The sequence below is a fragment of the Mesorhizobium sp. 113-1-2 genome (genome assembly GCF_016756475.1).
Lineage (GTDB): Bacteria > Pseudomonadota > Alphaproteobacteria > Rhizobiales > Rhizobiaceae > Mesorhizobium > Mesorhizobium loti_C.
In genome coordinates this window covers 5,941,013-5,966,959 of sequence record NZ_AP023242.1, presented here as the reverse complement: position 1 = coordinate 5,966,959, position 25,947 = coordinate 5,941,013, and the positions used below count along the sequence as shown (strand labels likewise).

25 protein-coding genes, 1 pseudogene and 1 riboswitch are annotated in these 25,947 nt (G+C 63.5%); of the genes and pseudogenes, 17 read left to right on the top strand and 9 right to left on the bottom strand.

From position 1 onward, the window contains the following. The first annotated feature begins 46 nt into the window (after positions 1-46). The 3 genes from JN279_RS29125 to JN279_RS29115 all read left to right on the top strand — a co-directional run bounded on the left by JN279_RS29125 (position 47) and on the right by JN279_RS29115 (position 2,532). Complete coding sequence (locus tag JN279_RS29125; protein ID WP_096455913.1) at positions 47-967, top strand: DnaJ C-terminal domain-containing protein; 921 nt, start codon at positions 47-49, stop codon at positions 965-967. 105 nt (positions 968-1,072) lie between these two features. Then, positions 1,073-1,894: an enoyl-ACP reductase FabI gene (gene fabI, locus JN279_RS29120; protein WP_096455915.1), complete on the top strand. Its 822-nt coding sequence runs from the start codon at positions 1,073-1,075 to the stop codon at positions 1,892-1,894. A gap of 50 nt (positions 1,895-1,944) precedes the next feature. Then, positions 1,945-2,532 (top strand): histidine phosphatase family protein, encoded by a 588-nt coding sequence (locus JN279_RS29115; RefSeq protein WP_096455917.1) that lies wholly within the window; start codon positions 1,945-1,947, stop codon positions 2,530-2,532. Between the two features lie 22 nt (positions 2,533-2,554). Here the strand turns inward: JN279_RS29115 and JN279_RS29110 are convergent, their stop codons facing one another. Then, complete coding sequence (locus tag JN279_RS29110) at positions 2,555-3,274, bottom strand: carbonic anhydrase (RefSeq protein ID WP_096455919.1); 720 nt, start codon at positions 3,272-3,274, stop codon at positions 2,555-2,557. A gap of 228 nt (positions 3,275-3,502) precedes the next feature. Further along, positions 3,503-3,757 (bottom strand): DUF1344 domain-containing protein, encoded by a 255-nt coding sequence (locus JN279_RS29105; RefSeq protein WP_096455921.1) that lies wholly within the window; start codon positions 3,755-3,757, stop codon positions 3,503-3,505. Between the two features lie 184 nt (positions 3,758-3,941). On the opposite strand from JN279_RS29105, the gene aroC reads away from it, so the two are divergent. Both aroC and ribB read left to right on the top strand, forming a co-directional pair. Next, a complete protein-coding gene (gene aroC / locus JN279_RS29100) occupies positions 3,942-5,051 on the top strand; it encodes a chorismate synthase (protein ID WP_096455923.1) in 1,110 nt (369 codons plus the stop codon). Positions 5,052-5,161: 110 nt separating this feature from the next. Then, entirely contained in the window at positions 5,162-6,262 is a 1,101-nt protein-coding gene (gene ribB / locus JN279_RS29095) for a 3,4-dihydroxy-2-butanone-4-phosphate synthase (RefSeq protein ID WP_096455925.1), read from the top strand. Between the two features lie 148 nt (positions 6,263-6,410). Here the strand turns inward: ribB and JN279_RS29090 are convergent, their stop codons facing one another. Continuing rightward, positions 6,411-7,634: an MFS transporter gene (locus JN279_RS29090; RefSeq protein WP_096455927.1), complete on the bottom strand. Its 1,224-nt coding sequence runs from the start codon at positions 7,632-7,634 to the stop codon at positions 6,411-6,413. A 120-nt stretch (positions 7,635-7,754) separates the two neighbouring features. On the opposite strand from JN279_RS29090, the gene JN279_RS29085 reads away from it, so the two are divergent. Together JN279_RS29085 and JN279_RS29080 are read left to right on the top strand one after the other, a co-directional pair. Then, positions 7,755-8,354: a TetR/AcrR family transcriptional regulator gene (locus JN279_RS29085; protein ID WP_096455929.1), complete on the top strand. Its 600-nt coding sequence runs from the start codon at positions 7,755-7,757 to the stop codon at positions 8,352-8,354. A gap of 104 nt (positions 8,355-8,458) precedes the next feature. Further along, entirely contained in the window at positions 8,459-9,442 is a 984-nt protein-coding gene (locus JN279_RS29080) for a hypothetical protein (protein ID WP_244734182.1), read from the top strand. Positions 9,443-9,549: 107 nt separating this feature from the next. Here JN279_RS29080 and bluB read toward each other — a convergent pair. Beyond that, positions 9,550-10,134, bottom strand: a pseudogene (gene bluB / locus JN279_RS38370) (5,6-dimethylbenzimidazole synthase); the annotation flags it as partial. A gap of 93 nt (positions 10,135-10,227) precedes the next feature. Next, a riboswitch (cobalamin riboswitch) is annotated at positions 10,228-10,407 on the bottom strand. Between the two features lie 121 nt (positions 10,408-10,528). On the opposite strand from bluB, the gene JN279_RS29070 reads away from it, so the two are divergent. From JN279_RS29070 to JN279_RS29045, 6 genes are all read left to right on the top strand, one after another. Then, a complete protein-coding gene (locus JN279_RS29070; protein ID WP_096455933.1) occupies positions 10,529-11,455 on the top strand; it encodes a histone deacetylase family protein in 927 nt (308 codons plus the stop codon). A 3-nt stretch (positions 11,456-11,458) separates the two neighbouring features. Next, positions 11,459-11,710 carry an exodeoxyribonuclease VII small subunit gene (locus tag JN279_RS29065; protein WP_096455935.1) on the top strand — a complete coding sequence of 84 codons (252 nt, stop codon included), beginning with the start codon at positions 11,459-11,461 and terminating at the stop codon, positions 11,708-11,710. Between the two features lie 98 nt (positions 11,711-11,808). Further along, positions 11,809-12,075 (top strand): DUF2277 domain-containing protein, encoded by a 267-nt coding sequence (locus JN279_RS29060; protein WP_027035955.1) that lies wholly within the window; start codon positions 11,809-11,811, stop codon positions 12,073-12,075. A 40-nt stretch (positions 12,076-12,115) separates the two neighbouring features. After that, positions 12,116-13,036: a pirin family protein gene (locus JN279_RS29055; RefSeq protein ID WP_202350880.1), complete on the top strand. Its 921-nt coding sequence runs from the start codon at positions 12,116-12,118 to the stop codon at positions 13,034-13,036. Between the two features lie 184 nt (positions 13,037-13,220). Then, the gene (gene dxs, locus JN279_RS29050) at positions 13,221-15,134 is read left to right on the top strand and encodes a 1-deoxy-D-xylulose-5-phosphate synthase (RefSeq protein ID WP_096455939.1); all 1,914 of its coding nucleotides are present in this window, start codon (positions 13,221-13,223) and stop codon (positions 15,132-15,134) included. Positions 15,135-15,310: 176 nt separating this feature from the next. Then, positions 15,311-15,604 carry a hypothetical protein gene (locus JN279_RS29045; protein WP_202350879.1) on the top strand — a complete coding sequence of 98 codons (294 nt, stop codon included), beginning with the start codon at positions 15,311-15,313 and terminating at the stop codon, positions 15,602-15,604. Here JN279_RS29045 and JN279_RS29040 read toward each other — a convergent pair. Beyond that, entirely contained in the window at positions 15,601-16,002 is a 402-nt protein-coding gene (locus tag JN279_RS29040; protein WP_096458973.1) for a GFA family protein, read from the bottom strand. The two genes, JN279_RS29045 and JN279_RS29040, sit on opposite strands and share 4 nt — an antisense overlap. Positions 16,003-16,172: 170 nt before the next feature. Between JN279_RS29040 and JN279_RS29035 the strand changes: the two genes are divergently transcribed. The 4 genes from JN279_RS29035 to JN279_RS29020 all read left to right on the top strand — a co-directional run bounded on the left by JN279_RS29035 (position 16,173) and on the right by JN279_RS29020 (position 21,329). Next, positions 16,173-16,937, top strand: coding sequence for a TlyA family RNA methyltransferase (locus JN279_RS29035; protein ID WP_202350878.1), 765 nt, complete (start codon positions 16,173-16,175; stop codon positions 16,935-16,937). Then, a complete protein-coding gene (locus JN279_RS29030; protein WP_202350877.1) occupies positions 16,934-18,169 on the top strand; it encodes a class I SAM-dependent RNA methyltransferase in 1,236 nt (411 codons plus the stop codon). Before JN279_RS29035 ends, JN279_RS29030 begins: the two co-directional genes overlap by 4 nt. A gap of 193 nt (positions 18,170-18,362) precedes the next feature. Beyond that, the gene (locus JN279_RS29025) at positions 18,363-20,816 is read left to right on the top strand and encodes a caspase family protein (protein ID WP_202350876.1); all 2,454 of its coding nucleotides are present in this window, start codon (positions 18,363-18,365) and stop codon (positions 20,814-20,816) included. A 240-nt stretch (positions 20,817-21,056) separates the two neighbouring features. Beyond that, positions 21,057-21,329, top strand: a complete 273-nt coding sequence (locus JN279_RS29020; RefSeq protein WP_244734181.1) for a hypothetical protein — start codon at positions 21,057-21,059, stop codon at positions 21,327-21,329. A 211-nt stretch (positions 21,330-21,540) separates the two neighbouring features. Here JN279_RS29020 and JN279_RS29015 read toward each other — a convergent pair whose 3' ends face one another. The 4 genes from JN279_RS29015 to JN279_RS29000 form a co-directional block, all read right to left on the bottom strand. Next, complete coding sequence (locus JN279_RS29015) at positions 21,541-22,257, bottom strand: transglutaminase-like cysteine peptidase (protein ID WP_202350875.1); 717 nt, start codon at positions 22,255-22,257, stop codon at positions 21,541-21,543. 171 nt (positions 22,258-22,428) lie between these two features. Continuing rightward, on the bottom strand, positions 22,429-23,136 hold the full coding sequence (locus JN279_RS29010; protein ID WP_202350874.1) for an NAD-dependent deacylase: 708 nt from the start codon (positions 23,134-23,136) through the stop codon (positions 22,429-22,431). Positions 23,137-23,201: 65 nt separating this feature from the next. Then, positions 23,202-24,614 (bottom strand): metalloprotease TldD, encoded by a 1,413-nt coding sequence (tldD, locus tag JN279_RS29005; RefSeq protein WP_202350873.1) that lies wholly within the window; start codon positions 24,612-24,614, stop codon positions 23,202-23,204. Between the two features lie 587 nt (positions 24,615-25,201). Beyond that, positions 25,202-25,762 (bottom strand): invasion associated locus B family protein, encoded by a 561-nt coding sequence (locus JN279_RS29000; RefSeq protein WP_096455953.1) that lies wholly within the window; start codon positions 25,760-25,762, stop codon positions 25,202-25,204. Positions 25,763-25,947 lie beyond the last annotated feature (185 nt).

The following is a 25,947-nucleotide window of genomic DNA, read 5'->3' as shown; positions in this document are numbered from 1 at the left end:
ATATAGGAGGCAAGTATGGACTCAACTCATTTCCAGGGCAGGAAGCATGCGCGACCCGTATGAGGTCCTGGGCGTTGCAAAGAACGCATCGGCCAAGGACATAAAATCGGCATACCGGAAACTCGCCAAGAAACATCATCCGGACCAGAATCCGAATGATCCCAAGGCGAAGGACCGTTTTGCCCAGGCCAACCAGGCCTATGAGATCGTCGGCGATGAGAAGAACCGTGCGGCTTTCGATCGCGGCGAGATCGACGCCGACGGCAAGCCGCGCTTCCAGGGATTTGAAGGTGCCGCCGGTGGCGACCCCTTCGGTGGGTTTCGCCGCCAGCAAGGTGCCGGTGGTTCGCGATTCGAATTCCGTTCGGGGCGCCCGGGCGGTGATCCGTTCGACGGCAACAGCGATATATTCAGCCAGATTTTCGGCGACGCCTTTTCGGGCGCGCGCGGCGCTGGCGACCGCCGCCAGCCGGCGACGGCGGCCGATCTGAACGTCACGCTCGATGTCACCATCGAGGAAGCCGCGACCGCCGAAAAGGTGACCGCGATGTTCCCGGATGGCCGCAAGGTGGCGGTCAAGCTGCCGGCCTTTGTCGAGGATGGCCAGACCATCCGGCTGAAAGGGCAGGGCGAGCAGGGACCGGGCCAGCCTGGCGACGCGCTGGTCAAGATCCATATCCGCCGTCATCCGCGCTACCGCATCGAGGGCCGCGACCTGCATGCCGATCTGCCGGTGTCGCTGGCGGATGCGGTGCTCGGCGCCAAGGTGCCGGTCGAGACACCGACCGGCAGGCTGGCGGTCAACGTTCCCGCCTGGTCGAGTTCGGACAAGGTGCTCCGTCTGAAAGGCAGGGGCCTGCCGGAAAAGGCCGGCGGCCACGGCGACCTCTATGCCCATGTCCGCATCATGCTTCCGGAAGGCGGCGACAGCGCGCTCGAAGCGTTGCTGCGTGGCCAAAAAGGCTGATCCAGCGCTTTTGTCCCCCGAACTGTCCGGTTTGAGCGCTTGAAGGGTCTCTGTGCCTGTGCGATAGGCACTCCACAAAGCAGAAACCGTGCGGAGAGCGCAGACATGGCGGGTGGACAGGGCTTGATGGCCGGCAAGCGCGGCCTGATTCTTGGCGTCGCGAACAACAGATCGATTGCCTACGGCATCGCCAAGGCATGCGTCGATCATGGCGCCGAAATCGCGCTGACCTATCAGGGCGAGGCGTTCAAGAAGCGTGTCGAGCCGCTGGCGGCGGAACTGGGCGCCTATGTCGCCGGCCATTGCGACGTCACCGATCCGGCGAGCCTCGACGAGGTTTTCGCCAATGTCGCCAAGCATTGGGGCGGCAAGCTCGACTTCCTCGTCCATGCCATCGCTTTCTCCGACAAGGACGAGCTGACTGGCCGCTATGTCGAGACGACGCGCGACAATTTCCTGCGCACCATGGACATTTCGGTGTTTTCCTTCACCACCATCGCCAAGCGCGCCGAGGCACTGATGACCGATGGCGGTTCGCTGCTGACGCTGACTTATTACGGCGCCGAGAAGGTGATGCCGCACTACAACGTCATGGGCGTCGCCAAGGCCGCGCTCGAGGCCAGCGTGCGTTACCTCGCTGTCGATCTCGGCGCCAAGAAGATCCGCGTCAACGCGATCTCCGCCGGCCCGATCAAGACGCTGGCCGCCTCCGGCATCGGCGACTTCCGCTACATCCTGAAGTGGAACGAATACAATTCGCCGCTGAAACAGACGGTCACGCAGGAAGAGGTCGGCGATTCCGGCGTCTATTTCCTGTCCGACCTGTCGCGTGGCGTTACCGGCGAAGTGCATCATGTCGATTCCGGCTATCACGTGGTCGGCATGAAGGCGGTCGACGCGCCCGACATTTCGACGGTCAAGGATTAATTCCCTTCGCCTATCGTCCGCCAGGCCCAGGCCCGACCTCCGGAAAACTGATGTACCCGCTGGTTTTTATCGTGCGCCACGGCCAGACCGCGTGGAACGCCGAGGCCCGGCTTCAGGGTCAGGCCGACACCGACCTCAATGGTCTTGGCCGCGAGCAGGCGACCGGAAACGGGCTTCGGCTGGCCGAGCTTGTCGGTGATGTCAGGGATTTCGATTTCGTCGCCAGCCCGATGCGGCGGACGCGCGAAACGATGGAACGCATCCGTGCCGCGATGAAGCTCGATCCGCTCGCCTATCGAACCGATCCCAGACTGATTGAAGTCAATTTCGGTGACTGGCAGAGCTTCACCTTTGCCGAGTTGGAGACGCAGTCTCCCGGAGCAAAGCGGTCGCGCGCACGGGACAAATGGAACTTCCAGCCGCCCGGCGACGGTGCGGAGAGCTACCAGATGCTGCTCGAACGGGTGAAACCCTACTTCGACGGGATCGACCGCAGGACGATCTGTGTGACGCATGGCGGCGTCATGCGCACCCTGTTTCGCTTCGTGCTCGATATGGCAGAGGACGAGGCCGCGAACCTGGAAATACCGCAGGATCACGTGCTCAAACTCGAAGGCAAGAGCCTGGAGTGGCTGTAGCTAGTCGTCCTGGATTAACGCATCAGTCGATGTAGGTCACCACACCCGTGCCAAGGTCATAGATCGCCGCGACGATCTTCAGCTTGCCGGTCCCGATGAGGCTGGCCAGGAGCTTGCTTGAAACGGCCAGGCGCCTCGCGGTCCTCCGCGCGCTCTCCTTGGCGGTGTTGTCGACGAAATCGCCCGCCTCGCTCCGCACCGCGATCGCCGCGGGCAGGATCGGTTCGATCATCGGGCCGATCGCGCCCGGATAGGTGGCGTTCTTGGCGACCACGTCGCAAGCCGCCTTGACGGCACCGCAACTTGTGTGCGCCAGGACGACGATCAACGGCGAGCCGAGCACCGCCGCACCGTATTCGACCGTGCCGAGCGTCGCGGTGTCGACGAGGTTGCCAGCATTCCGGGCGACGAATAGTTCTCCAACGCCGTGGCCACCGAAGATCAATTCCGGCGGAACGCGACTGTCGGCGCAACTGATGACCGTAGCCCAGGGCGCCTGGTGTGCGGCGACAGCGCTCCGCTGCGCGGCAAGGTCAATCGAGCAGAGTTCAGGGTGGCTGACATAACGTTCGTTGCCGGACTTCAATGCGGCGAGCGCTTCATCGGGGAGCAGCGTCGTCGCAACACCTTCGGCCGCGCGCGCCGACCAGGAAGCTGCGCCAAAACCGATCGCGACGAGCCCCGCACCGACCTTGAGGAAATCCCTGCGGCCGACCCCTTCGCCCTTGCAGTCGATGCACATTGTCCGGCTCCGCCGCAGATCCACCCGACGGCTGAATCTGCTAGCCGAGACTGCTACCAACAAACGGCATTGGCAAGGGCCAGCCTTCGCCCAGCGCGCCCAAGCTGGTTGGAAACGACATCCAGGCGCAGATCCTGAACTTTCGGTTCCGGTAGGGTCCGAACAAGAAGATGGAGCCGATTTCGGCCTTGTCGGAATGGATCTGGCTGTGCGGAGGCGGAGAGCTTCTTATTCGGTGTCCGGCAGTTCCATGTCGGTGACGACGTTCTCGCCATTGGTCACGTCATAGGCGATGACGATATCCATGCCCGGCTTCAAGGAGTCGAGATCGGTTTCGGCATTCAGCTTGTAGGATTTGCCGTCATCCAGGGTCAGCGTCAGCGCGTCCTTGTCGATCTTCTTGATCAGGCCTTCGGTCTGGCCGGCGAAAGCAGCGGTGGAATAGAGCAGCGTGGCGGCAACAGCGCCAATCAGGGTACGCATAATCGTCCTCTTTGGTCATTGCGCCGGCACGGTGGCGGCGGATCCTCAACGGCGGATGGAAGAAAGCAGAAACCAGCCGAATGTGTCAAAACTTAAACGGCGGGGATGACAGTTTGACCACCGCAAAAAACGCCAATAGAAGGCAGGCTTCAACCGGCTCCGCTGCCGGGCAGGGCAATTTTCCATGTCTCACAACACGTTCGGCCACCTTTTCCGCGTCACCACCTGGGGCGAAAGCCATGGGGCAGCGCTCGGCTGCGTCGTCGACGGTTGCCCGCCCGGCATCCGCTTCACGCGCGACGAAATCCAGGCCGAACTCGACAAGCGCCGGCCGGGCCAGTCGCGTTTCGTCACCCAGCGCCGCGAGCCGGACGAAGTGAAGGTGCTGTCGGGCTTCGTGCTTGACGAGGATGGGGAGACGATGATCACCACCGGCACGCCAGTTTCGATGCTGATCGAGAATGTCGATCAGCGTTCGAAGGACTATGGCGAGATCGCCCGCCAGTACCGGCCGGGCCATGCCGACTACACCTATGACGTCAAATACGGTATACGCGACTATCGTGGCGGCGGCCGCTCCTCGGCCCGCGAGACGGCCGCGCGGGTCGCAGCCGGAGCGCTTGCCCGCAAGGTGGTGCCGGGCATGGTGGTGCGCGGCGCGCTGGTGTCGATGGGCGAAAAGTCGATCAACCGCGCCAACTGGAACTGGAATTTCATAGGCGACGCGGAAAACCCGTTCTTCACCCCCGATCCGGCTTCGGTTCCGGTTTTCACGCAGTATCTCGACGGCATCCGCAAGGCCGGTTCCTCGGTCGGCGCGGTGATCGAGATCGTCGCCGACGGCGTACCACCGGGGCTCGGCGCGCCGATCTACGCCAAGCTCGACCAGGACATTGCGTCGGGCCTGATGTCGATCAACGCCGTCAAGGGCGTCGAGATCGGCAACGGTTTCGAGGCCGCGCGCATCACCGGCGAACAGAATGCCGACGAGATGCGCATCGGCAATGACGGCAAGCCGGTGTTCCTGTCCAACAATGCCGGCGGCATCCTCGGCGGCATCTCGACCGGCCAGGCGATCATTGCGCGTTTCGCCGTCAAGCCGACCTCGTCGATCCTGACGCCGCGAAAGTCGATCGACAAGGATGGCCACGACGTCGAGGTGATGACGAAGGGCCGGCACGACCCCTGCGTCGGCATCCGCGCGGTGCCGATCGGCGAAGCGATGGTTGCCTGCGCGATTGCCGATCATTATCTGCGGCACAGGGGACAGACGGGGAAGGGCGCAGAGCAGTAGGGCAGTAGGGCGATATGCTACGCCCCGCGCCCAGACAGCCAAATTTTTGCTTTCCCCTACTGCCTTACTGCCCTATTCCCCTACTGCCCTGCGAGCGAAGCGAGCATCCCATGCCTTACGACCAGAAAAAGATTGTCGAAGCCATCCGCGCTTTCGAACGCGGCGAGATCGTCGTCGTCATGGACGATGACGGGCGCGAGAATGAGGGCGACCTGATTGTCGCCGCCGTCCACTGCACGCCGGAAAAGATGGCCTTCATCGTGCGCAACACCTCGGGCATCGTCTGCACGCCGATGCCGCGCGAGGAAGCCAAGCGGCTCAACCTGCAGCCAATGGTCGCCGACAATGATTCCGCCCACACCACCGCTTTCACCGTCAGCGTCGATTTCAAGCATGGCACGACGACAGGCATTTCGGCCGACGACCGCACGCTGACCGTGCGCAACCTCGCCAACGGCAATGTCGGCGCCTCGGATTTCGTCCGCCCCGGCCACATCTTCCCGCTGATCGCGCGCGAAGGCGGCGTGCTGATGCGTTCGGGCCATACGGAAGCGGCGGTCGACCTTTGCAAGCTCGCCGGCCTGCCGCCGATCGGCGTCATCTCCGAGTTGGTCAACGACGACGGCACCGTCAAGCGAGGCCCGCAAGTGCAGGCTTTTGCCGAGGAACATGGTCTGAAGCAGGTTTCGGTCGCCGACCTCATCGCCTACCGTCAGCGCAAGGAAACGCTGGTCGAGCGCGTCGCATGCTCCGATATCGACACGCTCGGCGGCAAGGCGCAGGTCTTCACCTACACGCTGCCCTGGGACACGATGCATCACGTCGCCGTCGTCTTCGGCGACATCCGCGACGGCGAGGACGTGCCGGTGCGGCTGCATTCCGAGGATGTGGTGACCGACGTTTTCGGCACCTCCCATAGGCTGGACGGCATCATGAAGGCGATGGGCGAACGCAAGCGCGGCGTCATCGTCTATCTCAGAGAAGGTTCGGTGGGCGTCGCCCACCAGGAGCGCAAGCGCCCGCTAAGCGGCGACCGCGAGGATCATGAGGAGGCGCGCCGGCGCGAGAATGAATGGCGCGAGATCGGCCTCGGCGCGCAGATCCTGAAGGACCTCGGCATTTCTTCGATCAACCTGATCGCCTCGCGCGAGCGCCATTATGTCGGCCTCGAAGGCTTTGGCATCCACATCGCCAAGACCGAGATTATCTAGGATATGTCGATATTCAGGTGAGGCCGGCCTGCAAATGACGGCTTTCTGCGCTTCCGGTGCTCACGGACCGGAAAGTCCGCTGCGCTCCGGTTCTCGAAATCCATCATTTTCGGCGCGGCCTGACCTGAATCTCAACATATCCTGGCCGTCACTCGGCGGGAACCGCGGCGGCTTCGCATCCATCCAGCTCGCACCTGTGGGTGGCCAGGCTGCGTTGGCCGAGCAGCACGGTGGCGAGTGCAATCGTACCTGATGCCACCGAGACCCAGAACCCGTTCTGGGCGCCGAACGCATCCACCACCGCGCCGGCGGCGAAGGAGCCCAGCGCCATGCCGATGCCGATCCCGGTGGTCACCCAGGTGATGCCCTCGGTCAGCATCGCTTCCGGCACATGCCGCTCGATCAGGCCGAAGGCCGTGATGAAGGTCGGCGAGATCGCCACGCCGCTGATGAAGACGGTCAGCGCCAGAAGCGGCACGCTGCTGGCGGTGAGCGGCAGCAGCGTGCCAAGCGCGACCAGAGCGACCGCGATGGCAAGTTGGCGCTGCAGCGGCGCTTTCAGGTTGAGCGCGCCGACAATGATGCCGAGCACGAACGACCCCAGCGCGTAGACGCCGATGACGAGGCTGGCGGCGCCGGGCTGACCGAGCTCCTTTGTGATCGCCACGGTGCTCACTTCCGTCGTCGCGAAGGTCGCGCCGATGAAGATCAGGGCAAAGGTGATGATCTGCACCGGGCGCAGACGGATCGCCGAGCTGCTCAAGCCCTGGTCCATCGGGCGCACTTGCGGCTCGGTCGATCGCTGCAGGATGAACGCCGTCGAGCCCAAGGCAAGGAACAGCGTGCTCGCCAGCATGCCCGCTTCCGGGAACAGGGCAGCACTCAGGCCGACCGACAGCGATGCGCCGGCGATATAGACCAGCTCGTCCGCCGCCGATTCGAAGGCGAAGGCGGTGTTCATCTCGGGGCGGCCCCGGAAAAGCTCGGTCCAGCGCGCGCGCACCATGGCGGGCATGCTGGGCATGGCCGCGGCCAGCAGCGCCGACACGAACAGCGTCCAAACCGGCCAGTCCTGATTGGCGGCCGCAACCAGCGTGATGAAGGCGAGCACGGAGATGATTGTCGTGGGCACGACGATCCGCGTCTGGCCGAGGCGGTCGACCAGCCTTGATATTTGCGGCGCCAGGAAGGCGTTGGCCAGCGCGAATGTCGCCGAGACCGCACCCGCCAGCCAGTATTCGCCGCGCGTTTGCGACAGCATCGCCACAATGCCGATCGGTGCCATGGCGATCGGCAGGCGTGCCATGAAGCCGGCCGCTGCAAAGCCCTTGGCTCCAGGGGCGCGGAAGATTTCCGAATAGGGGTTTTGCATGGCAGTTCCTCGACAAAGGGCGATCTGACAATTACATACGAAGCGTATGAGAAATAGATAGATCATACGTGGCGTATGTCAATTGGCATACGAGGCGTATGTGGATAGGGCCAGACGGAAATGCACAGACCCCGCAAGGAAATGATCGCCGAGACGCGCGCCAAGCTGATCGCCGCGGCCCGCCAGGCTTTCGGCACGACAGGCTATGCGGAAGCCTCGATGGATGATTTCACCGCATCGGCCGGGTTGACGCGCGGCGCGCTCTATCATCACTTCGGCGACAAGAAGGGGCTGCTGCAGGCGGTTATCGCCGAAATCGACGCGGAGATGGCTGCCCGGGTGAATGAGGTCGCCTCGAGAGCGCCGACCCGCTGGCAGCATTTCGTCGACGAATGCACAACTTATATCGAAATGGCGCTGGAGCCGGAAATCCAGCGCATCATGTTCCGGGACGGTCCGGCCGTGCTGGGCGATCCAGCACTTTGGCCGAATGCCAGCGCCTGCGTCGGTTCAATGACCGATCATCTGACCGCGCTGCAGGGGGAAGGGGTGGTCGTCCCGGGCGTCGACCCCGAGACCGCGGCACGGCTGATCAACGGGGCGAGCAGCCAGGCAGCGCAGCGGATCGCCAATTCGAACGACCCCGAAGCGACGTCGAAGATGGTGGTGGCGGCGTTCAAGCAACTGCTCGAAGGCCTGCTCAGAAAACCAGGCTCATAACAGACCCAAATCCCCGTTGGGCGCCTCGCTGGCCACCGCCCCCGATTGACAATCTTCAGGCAGAGCGCATCCTTCTCGCCCATCTCTGAGGGGAGATTCGGAGCATGTGGGATTTCGAGATCGGCAGGTCGGTGTCCATCATGATGCGGACCTGGCCCTTCATTGTCTTTCGCATGATCGTCTATTTCGGCATCACGCTGGCCTACATCATGGCGACCGGCACGGGTGCTTCAGTCGGTTATGGCGTCGGCCATATCTCCACCGATCCCGACGGGCCAATGTCCTTTGCCCTGTGGGGTGGCGTGGTCGGTTTTGGCGTCGTCTCGATCGCCGTCTACTGGATCCGCGAATACATCCTCTACGTCGTCAAGGCCGGCCATATCGCCGTCATGGTCCATCTGATCGATGGCCGGGATGTCCCCGACGGCCAGAACCAGATCGCCTATGCCAGGCAGGTCGTGACCGAGCGTTTCGCCGAGGCCAACATCCTTTTTGTCGTCGACCAGCTGGTCAAGGGCGCCATCCGCGCCATCACCGGCCTGCTCGGCGGCATCGCCGCCTTCTTGCCGATCCCGGGCCTGAGCGGCCTGGTCTCCTTCATCAACACGGTGATCCGCCTGTCGCTCACCTATGTCGACGAGATCATCCTCGGCTACAACATCCGCATCAATTCGTCCTCGCCCTTCGAGACGGCGCGGCAAGGCGTCGTGCTCTACGCCCAGAACGGCAAGACCATGGTCAAGAACGCCGTCTGGCTAGCGGTCATCATGTGGGGCGTGTCCTTCGTCATTTTCCTGCTGATGCTGGCCCCGGCCGCCGCCATTCTGTTCATCATGCCGGGGCAACTCGCCGGCTGGGCTTTCGTGCTGGCAATCGTCTTCGCCTGGGCCTTCAAGGCCGCCTTCATCGAGCCATTTGCCATTGCTTGCCTGATGCAGGTCTATTTCAAGACCATAGCCGGCCAGGTGCCCGATCCGGCCTGGGATGCCCGGCTGGCCGAGGCGTCGTCGAAGTTCAGGGAGCTGAGGGACAAGGCGCTGGCCTCCTTTGGCGGCTCGCGCTGGGGCACCGCAGGCGCAACCCGCTGATCGGCGGGCGCGCAGGCGACTGCGTTGAGGTGCACCACAGCTGACTTGAGTGGTGCCTCGCCTTGCCCGCAGAAAGTCTCGCTCATGATCAATTCGGGCAGCGGCAGCCGCCGGCCCCAGCCATGCGTTTCGAGGTCCGGTTTGGGCGCGAACTCGGAAACCCGGCCGACGCAGAGATAAGCGATCGGCGTCACGTGCTCGGGAATGGATAGCAGGCTCTTCAACGCTTGCGGCTCGATGATGCTGACCCAGCCGACGCCTACGCCTTCGGCGCGCGCCGCCAGCCAGAAATTCTGCACCGCGCAGACCGTGCTGTAGAGATCCATTTCCGGATTGTGCCAGCGGCCCAGAGGCGAACCCTGCGAGCGCTGGCGGTCGCAGGTGATGCAGATGTTGAGGGCGCTTTCGCAGATGCCTTCGAGCTTGAGCTTGCGGTAGAGCGCCTGACGTTCCGCCTCGATTTCAGGCAATTCCTGTTCGCGCGCAGCCAGGAACAGGTCGCGCACCTTTTCCCGCCGTTTGGCGTCGCGAATGACGATGAAGTTCCAGGGCTGCATGAAGCCGACCGATGGCGCGTAATGGGCGGCAAGCAGAAGCCGCGCCAGCACCCCGTCGTCGAGCGCGTCGGGCAGGAAATGGCTGCGCACGTCGCGCCGCGTGAACATGGCACGGTAGACCGCGTCACGCGCCATCTGGTCAAATCCGTCGCCCATAGGAGCGGTCATGTGTTCCGGCATCGCTTGTCCCCTTGCGATTGCTATTGATGCCAGCCGCCTGACCATGCGGATGACGATGCCTGCCAGGCCGGTCTTCTGGCTTGGGATCAACCCGCGTCCGGTGCCTTCCCGTCATCGACAGTGGCATTTACCGGCGCGGTCCCCCTCACAGCGTTGGGCACGCCACGGAGTTCAACCGTGTTCCCGATTCTCCCGCTTGCGGCGGGCACCAGGCAGTGGCTGCGACCTTACGCCGAAGCCTCGGCGGCGCCAATCCCCGCAGCGACGCCAATGGACGCATGCGTGATTTTCCCCAGTCATCAAGCGGCAACGCATGGCCATCGCGTTGCCGGGGCACTAGATAGGGAGCATGGCCACTCGTCTCTATACCCATCCGATCTTCCTCGAACACATCACGCCGCCCGGCCATCCCGAGCGGCCGGACCGTTTACGCGCCATAGAACGGGTGCTGGATGACGAGGCCTTCGCTGGGCTCGATCGCGTCAAGGCGCCGGAGGGCGATGAAGCGACCATCCTGTACGCCCATCCCGCCGATTTCGTCGCCCGCGTGCGTGCCGCCATTCCCGAGGAGGGCCTTGCCCGCATCGATGCCGACACCACCGCCAGCCCGAAGAGCTGGCAAGCGGTGATCACCGCGATCGGCGCCGCCAACGCCGCTGTCGACGACGTCTTTGCCGGCCGTGCCGACAATGTCTTCGTCGCCGCAAGGCCGCCCGGCCATCATGCCGAGAAGACCACCGCGATGGGCTTCTGTTTCTTCAACACGGCGGCGATTGCGGCGCGCTATGCGCAGAAGAAGCATGGCGCCGAGCGCGTCGCTGTCGTCGACTGGGACGTGCATCACGGCAACGGCACGCAGGATATCTTCTGGGACGATCCCTCGGTGCTCTATTGCTCGACGCATCAGATGCCGCTTTATCCCGGCACCGGCGCGAAGAGCGAGACTGGCGCCGGCAACATCGTCAACGCGCCCTTGGCGCCACAGACCGGCGGCGAGGTGTTTCGCGATGCCTTCCTGTCGCGGGTGCTGCCGGCGCTCGACAATTTCGCGCCCGATCTGATCATCATTTCGGCCGGCTTCGACGCGCATCACCGCGACCCGCTGGCCGAGATCAACCTGACCGAGGACGATTTCGACTGGGCGACTGGCCAGCTGATGCAGCGCGCTGCCCGCCACAGCGGCAACCGGCTCGTCAGCCTGCTCGAGGGCGGCTACGATCTGCAAGGACTGGCATTTTCGGTCGCCGCCCATGTCGGGCGACTGATGAAAGGATGAGTGATGGCTGCTGAGACCAACGAAGACGTCAAGGCGATGAGCTTCGAACAGGCACTCGACGCGCTGGAGAAGATCGTCGATGATCTGGAGCGTGGCGACGTGCCGCTCGACCAGTCGATCCGCATCTATGAGCGTGGCGAGGCGCTGAAGGCGCATTGCGACCGGCTGCTGAAGGCGGCCGAGGACAAGGTCGAAAAGATCCGGCTGTCGCGCGACGGCAAGCCGGTCGGAACCGAGCCGCTCGACGCGGAATGAGGCGCAAGCCGTCAACCGAGTTTTGGACATCATCGTGATTGAGGATAGAGTTCGTCGCCGTTGAGATGGCGCCCTGGACAAGAGGAGATACGGAAGCGATGTGCAGAAACATCAAGACCCTGTTCAATTTTGATCCGCCGGCAACCAATGACGAAGTGCGCGACGCAGCCCTTCAATTTGTCCGCAAGCTGAGCGGAACGACACGGCCGTCGAAACAGAACCAGCATGCGTTCGACCATGCGGTCGAGGCCATCGCGGCATCGGCGCGTGAACTACTCGATTCGCTGGAAACCCATCAGCATCCGCGCAATCGCGAAGAGGTGGCGGCCAAACTGCGGGCAAAGGCGGCGATCCGCTTTGCCTGATGCTGCCAAAGCGGTCCATGACCGCTGAAAAGGAGAGTCCATGAGCTTCTTTCCGGGAAAAGACCCTGAAGCCGGCGACGCCTTCGCCAGCGACCAGATCGAGTTGATGGTCATCCCAAACGCCAAGGACATTGGCGGTTTCGAGGTCCGTCGCGCTCTGCCGACCGCCAAGCGGCGGCTGGTTGGGCCGTTCATCTTCTTCGACCGCATGGGCCCGGCGATCCTGCGCGGCGGCCAGGCGATGGATGTTCGTCCGCATCCGCATATCGGCCTGTCGACAGTGACCTATCTGTTCGACGGCAAGATCCGTCATCGCGACTCTCTCGGCACCGAAATGGTCATCCAGCCCGGCGACGTGAATCTGATGACCGCCGGCCGCGGCATCGTGCATTCCGAGCGCACACCCGAAGAATTGCGTGGTGCGCCGATGTCGATCTCCGGCCTGCAGACATGGCTGGCGCTGCCCGACGGCAAGGAGGAGGTGGCGCCGGTGTTCGAGAACACCGCTGGCTTGCGGCTTCCCGAGATCGATGCCGAAGGCGTCCGCGGCCGCATCGTCATAGGCGATTTTCAAGGGTTGCGCTCCCCGGTGCGGGCCGACACCGAGACGCTCTACGCCGACCTCAGACTGGCGCCCGGCGCCAGCGTGAAAATCCCGGCGGATGCCGAAGAGCGCGCCATCTACACGCTGGAAGGCGAGGTCGCGATTTCGGGCGACGTCTTTCCGGCCGAACGGCTGCTGGTGTTCCGGCCCGGCGACGAGATCGTCGTATCGTCGCAGACCGGTGCGCATTTCATGCTGTTCGGCGGCGCCTCGCTCGGCTCGCAGCGCTACATCTGGTGGAATTTCGTTTCCTCGTCCAAGGAGCGCATCGAACAGGCCAAGCAGGAATGGAAGACGGGCCGCTTCGATATCGTTCCTGGAGATGAGGAAGAGTTCATCCCGCTGCCGGAAAACTAAGGAATATCGCCCAAAAGCGGCCCGGTTTCGGGGCCACGATATGCATGAAAACAAGGACTTGAAAGCGCGGGCATAGACTGTTTCGACACGCTGTCCTTTTGGGAGCAGGCCCGCGTCACTGACACGCATTTACTTTCGCAGGCCGGCGGCCTATCTCGCCGTTGAATAGAAAGCCTGAGCACCCGTGAACGCAACGCCACATACGCCGCTTCTCGACAAGGTTCGCATTCCGGCGGATTTGCGCGCGCTTGACGAGAGCGAGCTGCCGCAACTGGCATCCGAGCTTCGCCTCGAATTGGTCGACGCGGTGTCGCGCACCGGCGGTCATCTCGGCGCCGGCCTCGGCGTGGTCGAACTGACGGTGGCGCTGCATTACGTCTTCAACACGCCGGAGGACCGGCTGATCTGGGATGTCGGCCATCAGGCCTATCCGCACAAGATCCTGACCGGGCGGCGAGACCGCATCCGCACGCTGCGCCAGGAAGGCGGCCTGTCCGGCTTCACCCGCCGTGCCGAGAGCGAGTACGATCCCTTCGGCGCCGCCCACTCCTCGACATCGATATCGGCCGGCCTCGGCATGGCCGCCGCCCGCGACCTCTCCGGCGGCCGCAACAATGTCATCGCCGTCATCGGCGACGGCGCCATGTCGGCGGGCATGGCTTATGAGGCCATGAACAATGCCGGCGCGCTCGATGCCCGGCTCATCGTCATCCTCAACGACAACGACATGTCGATCGCGCCGCCGACGGGCGCGATGAGCGCCTATCTGGCGCGGCTCGCCTCGGGCAAGGCCTATGCCGGCCTGCGTGACTTCGGCAAGAAGCTGACCTCCTACCTCGGCAAGCGCGCCGATCGTGCGATCACAAGGGCGGTCGAGCATGCACGCGGTTATGTCACCGGCGGCACGCTGTTCGAGGAGCTCGGCTTCTATCACATCGGCCCGATCGACGGTCACAATCTCGAGCATCTGATCCCGGTTCTGAAAAACGTCCGCGACAATGGCGAAGGCCCGGTGCTGATCCATGTCGTCACCCAGAAGGGCAAGGGCTACGCGCCGGCGGAAGCCGCCGCCGACAAGTATCACGGTGTCAACAAATTCGACGTCATCACCGGAGCGCAGGCCAAGGCGCCCGCCAACGCACCGGCCTACACCAAGGTTTTCGCCGAAAGCCTGATCCAGGAGGCTCGTGAGGACGACCGTATTGTCGCCGTCACCGCCGCCATGCCGAGCGGCACGGGGCTGGACCTGTTCGGCGAAGTGTTCCCGTCAAGGACCTTCGATGTCGGCATCGCCGAGCAACATGCGGTGACCTTCGCCGCCGGTCTCGCGACGGAAGGCTATAAGCCGTTCGCGGCGATTTATTCGACCTTCCTGCAGCGCGCCTACGACCAGGTCGTCCACGACGTCGCGATCCAGAAACTGCCGGTGCGCTTTCCCATCGATCGCGCCGGCTTCGTCGGCGCCGACGGTGCCACCCATTGCGGCGCGTTCGACACCACCTTCCTGGCAAGCCTGCCGGGCTTTGTCGTGATGGCGGCCGCCGACGAGGCGGAGCTGCGCCACATGGTGCGCACCGCGGCAGCCTATGATGGCGGCCCGATCGCCTTCCGCTATCCGCGCGGCAATGGCGTCGGCGTCGACATGCCGGAGCGTGGCTCGGTTCTCGAACTCGGCAAGGGCCGCATCGTCAGGGAAGGCACCAAGGTGGCGTTGCTGTCCTTCGGCACGCGCTTGCAGGATTGCCTGATCGCTGCCGAGGAGCTTGGCGCAGCCGGGCTTTCGACCACCGTTGCCGATGCCCGCTTCGCCAAGCCGCTCGACGAGGATCTGATCCGGCGGCTGGCCCGCTCGCACGAGGTTCTGGTGACGGTGGAGGAGGGCGCCATCGGCGGCTTCGCCAGCCATGTGCTGCAGTTCCTTGCCCATGAAGGATTGCTGGAAAGCGGCCTGAAGGTGCGCCCGCTGGTGCTGCCCGATGTGTTCGCCGATCACGCCAAGCCGGAAAAAATGTATGCCGATGCCGGCCTCGATGCCGCTGGCATTGTGCGCACCGTATTCACGGCGCTTGGGCATACGGCCCGCGCCCAGCGCGCCTGAATTAAAATCCCGCCCCAGCGCGCCTGACTCAAGACCTCAAGCGCTTGAATTAGTTTGCCGGCTTGATTTCGTAACGCATTGTTAACACTGCCGTTTGGCGTTTTGCTTACCGTGTCCCTTGGCCGTTTTTCAACGGCGCCCTGCTAGATCGGTTGTCAGGCAGGGAGACGATTGGAATGAAGACGCTTCTGTGCGGCGTGGCCCTATCGGCCATCATAATCGCGCCGGCCGCCGCCGAGACGCGCTATGACCGCAATCTCGAAAAAGCGGCGCTGGGCATCGTCGCCGGCAAGATGGGCAATATCAGGGGCGGCTTTTCCTACAAGCAGGTGCCGCAGCTCGTGATCGTGCCGGACCCTGCGCCTGCGTCTCCGGTTGCGGCTGAGCATCCACGTGAGCAAGCTTCTGGGGAGCGAGACGACGGTTTGTCTCCAGCCGTCGAGCGCCAGGTGTCGCGCACCATCTTCTAGAACCACATATCGCGCACGCAACGCCCGTCGCGGGGCAGGTCGTCATATGTGTCGAGGCCGTCGAAATGGTCGATCGGCAGATCGGCGACGGCCTCGGGCGGCGCCAGCCGCACATTGACCGCAATGCGTGTTCGACCGGAGGCGCCGGTATGCAAGCCGCGCCACGCCAGAACGCAAGCGCAGGTCGGGCAGAACAGGATTTCGAGCGACGGCGTGTCCTTTCCGGCGCGCGTATAGCTGCCCATCGGTCCGGAAACGCGGATGCGTTCATCGGCATAGTCATAGGCCCAGAGCGTGCCATAGCGCCGGCAAAGCGTGCAGTTGCAAGCCGTCACCGGCCCGGGATCGCCTTCCAGGGTCCAGTGGGTTGCGCCACAGTGGCAGGTTCCCGTCAGCATTCGTTCTCCCCGAGGGTTTTGACGATAGAGGGGCTCGTCTCCTCGATTGCCATTCTGCCGGACCCGATACGATGCACGCAAGCGGTGGCGCGGCTCGATGCGTTCGCCGCTTCTTTCCTTGTTGCGCCCAATCTCCTTGCCTTCGCTGCCGGCTTTCGCCATGAAGGCCGATGAACTCGCCTCTGCCAGCCAGCACCCGCCAGCGGCTCGACGACTTGCTCGTCCAGCGCGGCCTGTTTGCCAGCCGCTCGCGTGCCCGCGACGCGGTCGAACGCGGCACGGTGACGGTTGACGGCGTCCTTGCCCGCAAGCCCGGTCAGAACGTTTCGCCGCAATGCCTTGTTGCCATTGACGATCCGGCGCAGGGCTATGTCTCGCGCGCGGCGCTGAAGCTCATCGGCGGGCTCGACCACTTCAGCCTCGATCCGGCCGGTCGCGAAGCGCTCGACATCGGCGCCTCGACCGGCGGCTTTACCCAAGTGCTTCTGGAACGCGGCGCTGTCCATGTCACCGCGATCGATGTCGGTCATGGCCAGATGCATCCCGATGTCAGCAAGGACCCGCGCGTGACGGTCATCGAGGGGCTCAATGCCCGCGATCTCACCATCGATGATCTTGCCGGCCGTGTTCCGGGTTTCATTGTCTCCGACGTCAGCTTCATTTCACTCAAACTGGCGCTGCCGCCCGCGCTCGCGATTGCCGAGCCTGGCGCCGCCGCAGTCTTTCTGGTCAAACCGCAATTCGAGGCGGGCCGCGAGGCGATCGGCAAGGGCGGCCTGCTGAAAGACCCCTTCGATGCCGCCCGTGTCGCCGGCATGCTGCAGGATTGGCTGGATGCCGTTCCCGGCTGGCGCTCGCTCGGCCTGCATCTGTCGCCGATCGAAGGCGGCGACGGCAATCGCGAATTCCTGCTCGGTGGGATCAAGGATCGATGAGCGCGCGCTTCACCATCAAAAAGCTTGGCGCCCAGGGCGACGGCATAGCCGAAACCGAAAGCGGCGATCTGTTCATTCCCTTCACGCTTCCTGGCGAGGTTGTCACCGCCGCGCGCGAAAGGGATCGCGCCGCGCTGATGGCCGTGCTGGAAGCCTCGCCGCTGCGCATCGGACCCGCCTGCCGCCATTTCACCGAATGCGGCGGCTGTGCTCTCCAGCATTTCGAGGCCGAGGCCTATCGCCAGTGGAAACGCGACAAGGTGGTGCACGCCCTGAAGGGCTTCGATTGCGAGATCGACGCGCTGGTCGCCTGCGCGCCGCACACGCGCCGCCGTGTCGTGCTTGCCGCCCGGCGCAGCGATGCCGGCATGCTGCTCGGCTTCAACCGCCATCTGTCGCCGGAAATCATTTCCATATCCGAATGCCCGATCTCGCTGCCCGAAATTGTCGCCGCGCTCGACCGGTTGCGGGCGCTTGCCGATTTGATATGCGCCACCACCAAATCGTTCCGGATGGCTGTCACCGTGACCGGTTCCGGCCTCGACGTCGCGGTGCATGAGTCCGGCAAGCTCGGCGAACACCAGCGCCGCATCGCTTCCAATTTTGTCCTGTCGCAAGGCTTTGCCAGACTGTCCATCGATGACGAGATCATCATCGAGCCAAGGAAGCCCGTGGTAATGTTCGGCAGTGTTGCCGTCGCCGTGCCGCCTGGCGCCTTCCTGCAGGCGACCGAGGCAGCCGAACGGACCATGGCCGAGATCGTTGGCACACATCTGAAGCGCGCCAAGAAGGTCGCCGATCTTTTCGCCGGCTGCGGCAGCTTTGCCTTGCGGTTGGCGGCAAAGTCGGAAGTCCATGCGGTGGAGGGCGATGCGGCGGCCCTTTCAGCGCTCGACCGGGGGGCACGTTTCGCCGCCGGCCTGAAGCGGGTGACGGGCGAACGCCGGGACCTGTTTCGCCGGCCACTGACGTTCAAGGAATTGAGCACCTTCGACGGCCTTGTCTTCGACCCACCACGAGCGGGTGCCGAGGACCAGTCGAAGCAGATCGCCCGCTCGGATGTTCCCTTCGTTGCCGCGGTGTCCTGCAATCCGGTGACGCTGGCTCGCGACCTGCGTATCCTCATCGATGGCGGGTACACCTTGAAAAGCGTGACGCCGATCGACCAGTTCCTGTGGTCGCCCCATGTCGAGGCGGTCGCTCTGCTGGAGAAGCCCAAGAAGCGCCGGTAGGGCGGATCTCGGTTCGACTGTCGCGTGGACAGAAAGCGATCACTTTTCCTTGAGATCGCCAGTTAGGCTTTACTCGATCCCAACTTGCCGAGATCGCGCCGCAAAGCCGCCTCTTTGCGCCCATCTAGTCCAGATTCGCTGGAGGAGCGGAAGGGCCTCGACAGCGTCGGCTCTTTACCCACGGTGGCCTGAAATGCGGATGCTCCAGAAATTCCTCGGTCTATTCGTGCTCTTGCTTGTCGTCGCCGGCTCCACGACGGGCGCGCTCGCGCAACAGCAAAAACGCCTCGCTTTCGTCATCGGCAACGCTGCCTATCCGTCCGGTGCACTGGTGACACCCGCCAACGACGCCGGATTGATCGCGCAGACCTTGCAGGCTGCCGGTTTCGATGTAGTCGGCGCCCGTGATGTGGATCAGGAGTCGCTGCGCGGCGCGCTACGCGACTTCCTCGGCAAGGTCTCCGCCGCCGGACCCGACGCGGTCGTCTTCGTCTATCTCGCCGGCCAAGGTGTGCAGTTCGAAGGCGAGAACTACTTCCTGCCGGTCGACGCCCAGATCGCCAATCCAGCCGACGTCCCGCTCCAGGCGATGCGGCTCTCCGACGTCACCAAGTCGCTGGCTGGACTGCCGACGAAGGTCAACATCGTCGTGCTCGACGCGGCGCGACCGAATGAGTTCCCGAAAACGAACCAGCCGCTGGCGGGCGGTCTCGCGCTGGTCGATCCCGACCCGAACATGCTGATCGCCTTCAACGCCGCGCCAGGAACCGTCGCGCCGGAAGGCAAGGGCCCGTACGGCGCCTATGCCCAAGCGCTGGCCGAGATGATGCGCGACGGCGGCCTGTCGCTCGACGATGTGTTCGACCGCACGCGCCTGCGGGTCAACGAAGTGACGCAAGGGGCCGAAGTGCCTTGGAACGCCTCGAAGATCAGCGCGCCCTTCGTGTTCTTCGATCGTGCCCCGGATGCGCCCGCGCCGAAGGTTTCGGAGGCCGAATCCCAGGCCAACCGGACCAGGGAGATCCGCGACTTCGATGCTCACGACGCTTATGTGGCGGCACTCGATCGCGATACGCTGCGCGGCTATGAGGATTTCGTCGGCGCCTATCCGCACGATCCGATGGCCAAGCGTGTGCGCGCCATCATCGCAGCGCGGCGCGAGGCAATCACTTGGCGCGAAACCTGGCTACGGGACACGCCGGAAGCCTACTGGTCATATCTCCGGCGCTACCCGCATGGCCCGCATGCCTGGGATGCCCGCCGCCGGCTCGAGCATTTCGAGGCGGCCTTGGAGCCCCCGGAGGATTTCACCGTCTACGCCTATGACGTGCCGCCGCCGCCGGAGGAGGAAATCGTCTACGTCGACCGTCCCGTGCTCTATTTCGACGACCCCGATTTCGATTTCGATCCGCCGCCGCCCGTGACGGTGATCTTCCTGCCGCCGCGGCCGCGCGACTTCATCGAACTGCCGCCACCGCCGCCGCCAGTCGGAATCTTCCTTCTGCCGACACCCGTCTTTGTGCCCGTGCCGGCCTGGGTAAACCCGCCGCATGACGTCTTCCCACCGCCGAACGATGTCATCTTCAACAACATCCACATCAACAACACGACGATCAACGAGAACAACAACCAGGGCGGTGGCCTCACCACGGGCCAGAAGCTGACCGCAGGTGCGGTGGGCCTGGGTGCTGCCGCACTGGCGACCAAGGTGGCGCTGCCGGCCTTCCTTCAGAAGAAGGAAACCGTACTGTCCAAACAGAACCCCGGCGGCCTGCCGCTGAAGCCGGGGCAGGGTGGCCAGCAGCCGGGAGTTGCCACGCCGCAGTCGAAGACCTTGCCTGCCGACAAGCTGACAGGTCATGCCTTGCCCGGCGCCGACGGCAAGACGCTGCCTCTCGTCAATGGCAAGCCGGTGCTGAATGGACAGAACCTGCCCAACAACCCGAACCTGCCCAACAACAAGTCTAAGAAGCTGTTGAACAAGCAGGGCACGGCAGGTGGAAACGCCGTGACCGGGAACCCGGTGCTGAATGGACAGAACCTGCCCAACAACCCGATCCTACCCAACAACAAGTCTAAGAAGCTCTTGAACAAGCAGGTCACGACAGGTGGAAACGCCGTGACCGGCAACACGGTGGTGAATGGGCAAAACGGGGCCAATGGGCAGGGCCAGAACGGTACCGGCAAGACTGGCAAGAAGCTCCGCAAGATCCCCGGCGCCAACGGCACGCCTGCGGTGAATGGAGCGAACAACGCATCGGTGCTCAATAGCCAGAATTCAGGCCAGAACCCGCCCAACGGCAAGTTCAAGAAGCTTCACAATCAGGGCAGTGGCCAGACGAACGGCCAGGCCAATGGGCAAGGCAGTGGGCCCCAGGGCAATGGCAACGGTCCCAAATTCCACAAGCTGCCCGCCAGCGGAAACGGTGGTGGCAATGTCCAGCAGAAATTCAAGGTCAACAATGGCAATCCGCAGCTGAAGGTGCTGGGTCAGCCCAAGCCGCAGAGACCGGAGTTCCACGCCCAGCCGAAGCAGCAGATCCAGCAGGTGCACCGGCAGCCGCAGGCGCAGCCAAAGCCGCCGCAGCCGCCAGCCGTCAAGAAGCCGTCTTGCGGGCATCCCAATGAGCCAGCGTGCAAGAAATAGCACATGTCGCCCGGAGGTGATCCGGCTTGGGTCGCGAGATGCGTAACGGCTTGAAACGCATCGCCGGTCGCGTTGTGTGAGGTGAGGCGGCTGTGCCCGGGCCGGCGGCAAAACATGGCTGGCCCGCTGCGGCAACCGTTATCAGATCACAACTGCGTGGTTGGCCACAGCTGAGATTGCGCGGCGCCCCGGCTCGCTGATACCCAGTCAGTGCCGGGGAGCCTCAAGGGAGTAACCATAATGAGGATTGCAAGCGTTCTGACACCCATCGTTGTGGCCGGGTTCATTGCGACGGGAGCTGCCGCGGCAGCGACGACGGCAGCAACCACGACGACGGCGCCGGCCACCACCACGGCCACCCCCATGAAGAAGGCGGCGGCGACTGCCACGACGCCTCAGAAAACCGCGATTTCGAAGCAATGTTCGGCACTTGCCGATGCCCAGAAGCTGCACGGCAAGGCACGCGAGAAGTTCCGGGCCGACTGCAAGAAGAACGGCGGCAAACCCACCTGATCGACGGCTGTTCTCGGCTATTATTGCCAGCCTGCCCTGCCGGGGAGGCTGGCGGCAGTTCCGGAAGAACGTGAACCAGGCTTCCGTCTGAAGCCAGGTTCATTGGGCTCGGTCAAGGGTGGATGAGACGGTCGCGAGATCTTCCATCCCGGGGGCTGAAAACGCACCGACCATCTGTGGCGGCTGGACCGCTGCGGCCCTGGAGAGGTGATCAGTCTACGAGCTTGGCAACATTTGTAACGGTCTTCGGCGTACCACCCCGCTGGTTGATCGACACCCAGATATTCGGGTTCTGCTGCGACTGGCGTTTCAGGAAATAGTAGCCGGTCGCGTTCCAGGGTCGGATTTCGTCGACCAGATTGTCGAGGACGAGATCGCCCTTGTCGGTTTTCACCGTCAGGATGGTGTGGCCTTCATTGTCAAGATCGTGGACCACGGTCATCAGCAGCGCCTGCCGGGGGAACCCAGCCTCCTGAAGAAGCTTGCGCTTGTAGAGTGCGTAGATCTTGCAGTCGCCCTTGCCGTCGACTGGGTAATCCCAGTGGTCCGCCATCGTGCCCCAGTGCTCGAAGTTGCTGACGGGCTTGATGTAGTTGTTTGCCTTGAGGTTTATGCGCTTGAGGATGCGCAGGTTCTGCGCGGTCAGCTTGACGTTCGTGGCCGGCAGAGCGGGGACCTTGCACTCTTTTGGCCGGCGATGGCAGAAATTGAGCCAGCCGTAAGGAACGCTGGTACGTCCTCCAACCGAAGCGAAGCGCAAGGCATCCGCGGATGGCTGCGTCTTCTCGAGCAATGTCGACTGCTTGAGTAAGGTGGATTGCGCTGAAGCCGAACTGACATCCAACGAAGTTAGCCCAACCAGCGAAACACAGCCAAGCAGGAACGAGGAAGTCAGGACGCCGAGGGAACGCAGCACTGGCAACACCATCGTACGAGAGCACCGATCAACGCTAATGTGGTGACGGCGCACGATCAATTAAACATTTAAGAAGGCGTTAACATGTTCGTGTTCGCGGTCTGCAAACACGTCGTGACGCCGGCACAAGGCGCTGCGCCACGGCGTCAACTGGAAAAGCGGGATGCCTGATGCGCGGCAGCGTCAGCCTGTTCCCGAAAGGATGCGCTCGACGAAGGCAGGCACGATCTGCGTCGCCGGTCCTTCCATCTGCTCGTCGAAGCGGGAGGCGGAGCCGGCGCATTTCAAATTGAGTTCGATCGTCAAGGCACCGGCGGCGCGGGCCTCCTCGACGAAACCGGCCGCCGGGTAGACGCTGCCGCTCGTTCCGATCGCCAGGAACAGGTCGCAACGCGTCAGCGCTTCACCGATCTCTTCCATGCGGTAGGGCATCTCGCCGAACCAGACCACGTCGGGCCGCAACTTGCCTTTGGCACCACAGGCGGGGCATTCGGATTGAACGGTGATGTCGCCGGCCCAGGCGCTGCTTGCGCCACAGTCCTGGCAAAGCGCGCGGCCGAGTTCGCCATGCATATGGATCAGTTTCCGCGAGCCGGCACGCTCATGCAGATCGTCGATGTTCTGGGTGACCAGGAGCACGTCGCCCTGGACTTCGCGCTCGAGCCTGGCCAGTGCCGCATGGGCGGCGTTCGGCGCCACGCTGTCCATCTGCCGCCGGCGCATATTGTAGAAATCCTGCACCTTGGCGGGATCGCGGGCAAAGCCTTCGGGCGTCGCAACGTCTTCGAGACTGAATTTCGCCCAGACTCCATCGGGATCGCGAAAGGTCGCGACGCCCGATTCCGCCGAAATGCCGGCACCGGTCAGGATGACGATCTTGGATCTGGACATGGTCGGGCCGCCCGAATTTGGAAACATCACTTTGGCGAGCGACGTTACCGGAACGGCCGCGAGCCTCAAACCCTCGTGCCGCCCACCGTCATCTGGTTCATGCGCAAATGCGGCTGGCCGACGCCGACCGGCACGCCCTGTCCGGCCTTGCCGCACATGCCGATGCCATTGTCGAGCTTCATGTCGTTGCCGACCATCGAGACGCGGTGCATGGCGTCAGGCCCGTTGCCGATCAGCATCGCGCCCTTGATCGGCTGTGTCACCTTGCCGTTCTCGATCATGTAGGCCTCGGTGCAGCCGAACACGAATTTGCCCGACGTGATGTCGACCTGGCCGCCGCCGAAGGAGACGGCGTAGATGCCGTTCTTGACCGAAGCAATGATCTCATCCGGCTCCATGTCACCAGACGTCATATAGGTGTTGGTCATGCGCGGCATCGGCTGGTGCGCGTAGCCTTCGCGCCTTCCGTTGCCGGTGGCTTTCATGCCCATCAGCCGGGCGTTCTGGCGATCCTGCATGTAGCCGACCAGTTTGCCGTCATCGATCAGCACATTGCGTGCCGAAGGCGTGCCTTCATCGTCGACGGTGAGCGAGCCGCGCCGCTCGGGGATGGTGCCGTCATCGACGACGGTGACGCCCTTGGCGGCGACCTGCTGGCCCAGCAGGCCGGCGAAGGCGGATGTCTTCTTGCGGTTGAAGTCGCCTTCCAGCCCGTGCCCGACAGCCTCGTGCAGCATGACGCCCGGCCAACCGCTGGACAGCACGATGTCGAATGTGCCGGCCGGGGCGGGGATCGCCTCGAGGTTGACCAGCGCCTGCCTGAGCGCCTCTTTGGCTGCGTGCTTCCAGCTGTCTTCGATCAGGAAGTCGCCAAAGGCCTTGCGTCCGCCCATGCCGTAGGAGCCGCTTTCCTGGCGGTCGCCGTCGCCGACGACGACCGAGACGTTGATGCGAACCAGCGGCCTTATATCGCGCACCACCTGGCCGTCGGCGCGCACGATCTCGACATGCTGCCAGGACGCGGCGAGCGAGGCCGTCACCTGGCGCACGCGCGGATCCTCGGCGCGCAGCCAGGCGTCGATTTCCTGCAGCAGCTTTGCCTTGGCCTCGAACGTGGGCGAGGGGATCGGGTTCTCGTCGCCGTAGAGATGGCGATTGGTGCGGGCGGGTGCGGCGGCAAGCGTGCCGGAATAGCCACCCTTGACGGTCGAGACGGCAGCGGCCGCGCGCAGCAGCGAAGCCTCGGACAGGTCGCTCGAATGGGCGTAGCCGCTGGCTTCACCGGCGACCGCGCGCAGGCCAAAGCCCTGGTCGGTGTTGAAATTGGCGGTCTTCAGCCGGCCATTGTCGAACATCAGCGCCTCGCTCTCGCTGTATTCGAGAAACAGTTCACCGTCATCGGCGCCGTTGATGGTGTCGGCGACGATCTGCTTGATGCGATCGTCGGAAATGTCGAATTGGCCGATCAGGCTGTTCATGGCGCATCCGTTCGTGGGAAGAGAGCTTGTTTCCCCCGATGTAGGCGCGAAGCCGCGCCGAGACAATCGTCCCGACGCGCGGTGAGGACAAATGCGCTTCGCCGGCAGGCCGCCGGCGTCACTTCTGGTTGATGAAATCCTTGATGTTGGTGGTCATCGAATCCCAGTTCGAGAACTGTTCCTCAAGATTGGCCTTGGCGATGCCGCCGATGAAGGAGACATCCATCTTGAAAGGCGTCGGTGTAGCCCGAGGAAAACTGGATCGATTTGCACTTCTCATGGTTTTCGCAACCATAGAAGTAGATCACGTACTTCATGCCTTCGAGCCGGCCGGAAACCATGGGGCCGCCGCCGTCGTCCTTGTCCAGCTTGGCCGAACCGTATCCCTTGGCGATTTCCAGAATTGCCGCCGGATCAGGCGCGGGTGATGATTTCGGTATCTTCGGCCCAGGCGACGGAACCCGCGCCGGTCAAAACCAGACCAGCGGAGAAAAGCAGAGAAAACGAGCGCATGATGACCCCACCGCCAAACCCGCGTCCCATGGGAATTCTGCGTCAGGGTCGGGTTTTTCGCAAGCGCCTGGCTGTCAGGGCAGGGCGGCAAAGCCGTCGGCAAAACCCTTGAGGTCGACCGGGATGCCGATGCCTTCTTCAGGCGTCTGGAAGACGATGAACGTCGCCGACGTGCCGGTCTTCAGCGTGTCGAGCAGCGGCTTTTCGAGGATGACCTCGGCATAGCAACCGTCCTGGAAGCAGCGCACGAAATAGGCGCGGCCGATATCCTTGCCGTCGACATTGAGGCCGAGCCCGTTCGGCAAAAGCACGCCGAGCGGCGCCAGCACGCGCAGGATCTCGGCCTTGTTGTCGGCGGTGCGCAGCACGACGACCGACAGCCCCATCTCCGGACGATCCTCGGCGACGACGTTCTGCATCATCACGCATTGTTCAGAGGTGGCACCGGCCGGCGTGTCGCAGATGATCGACCAGGCGCCATGCGTCGAGCGCACAGTACCGCTGGGTTGCGCGGCATTGGCCTGACTGGCGACCAGCAGACCGGCCGTGGACAGGGCAACGACAAAAATGGCTTTCGCCAAGGTGATCGAAAGTCCCAGTCTCGTATGCCTCAGTCTCGAAAGCCAAGAGTTCATGACGGCTCCATTGCGAATCACGGCACTTTAAGCCGCGCCAATGCCAAGTAAAGGACGAGACCACGGCCGAACTGTCCCGAAACAGGCAATACAGCGCTTTTCCCTGCCAAATTCGCCTGAATTACGACGCTTCGCGAACCCGGCCGGCATGAGGCTGGCAACCTGCCGAACATACGCGATTCGCC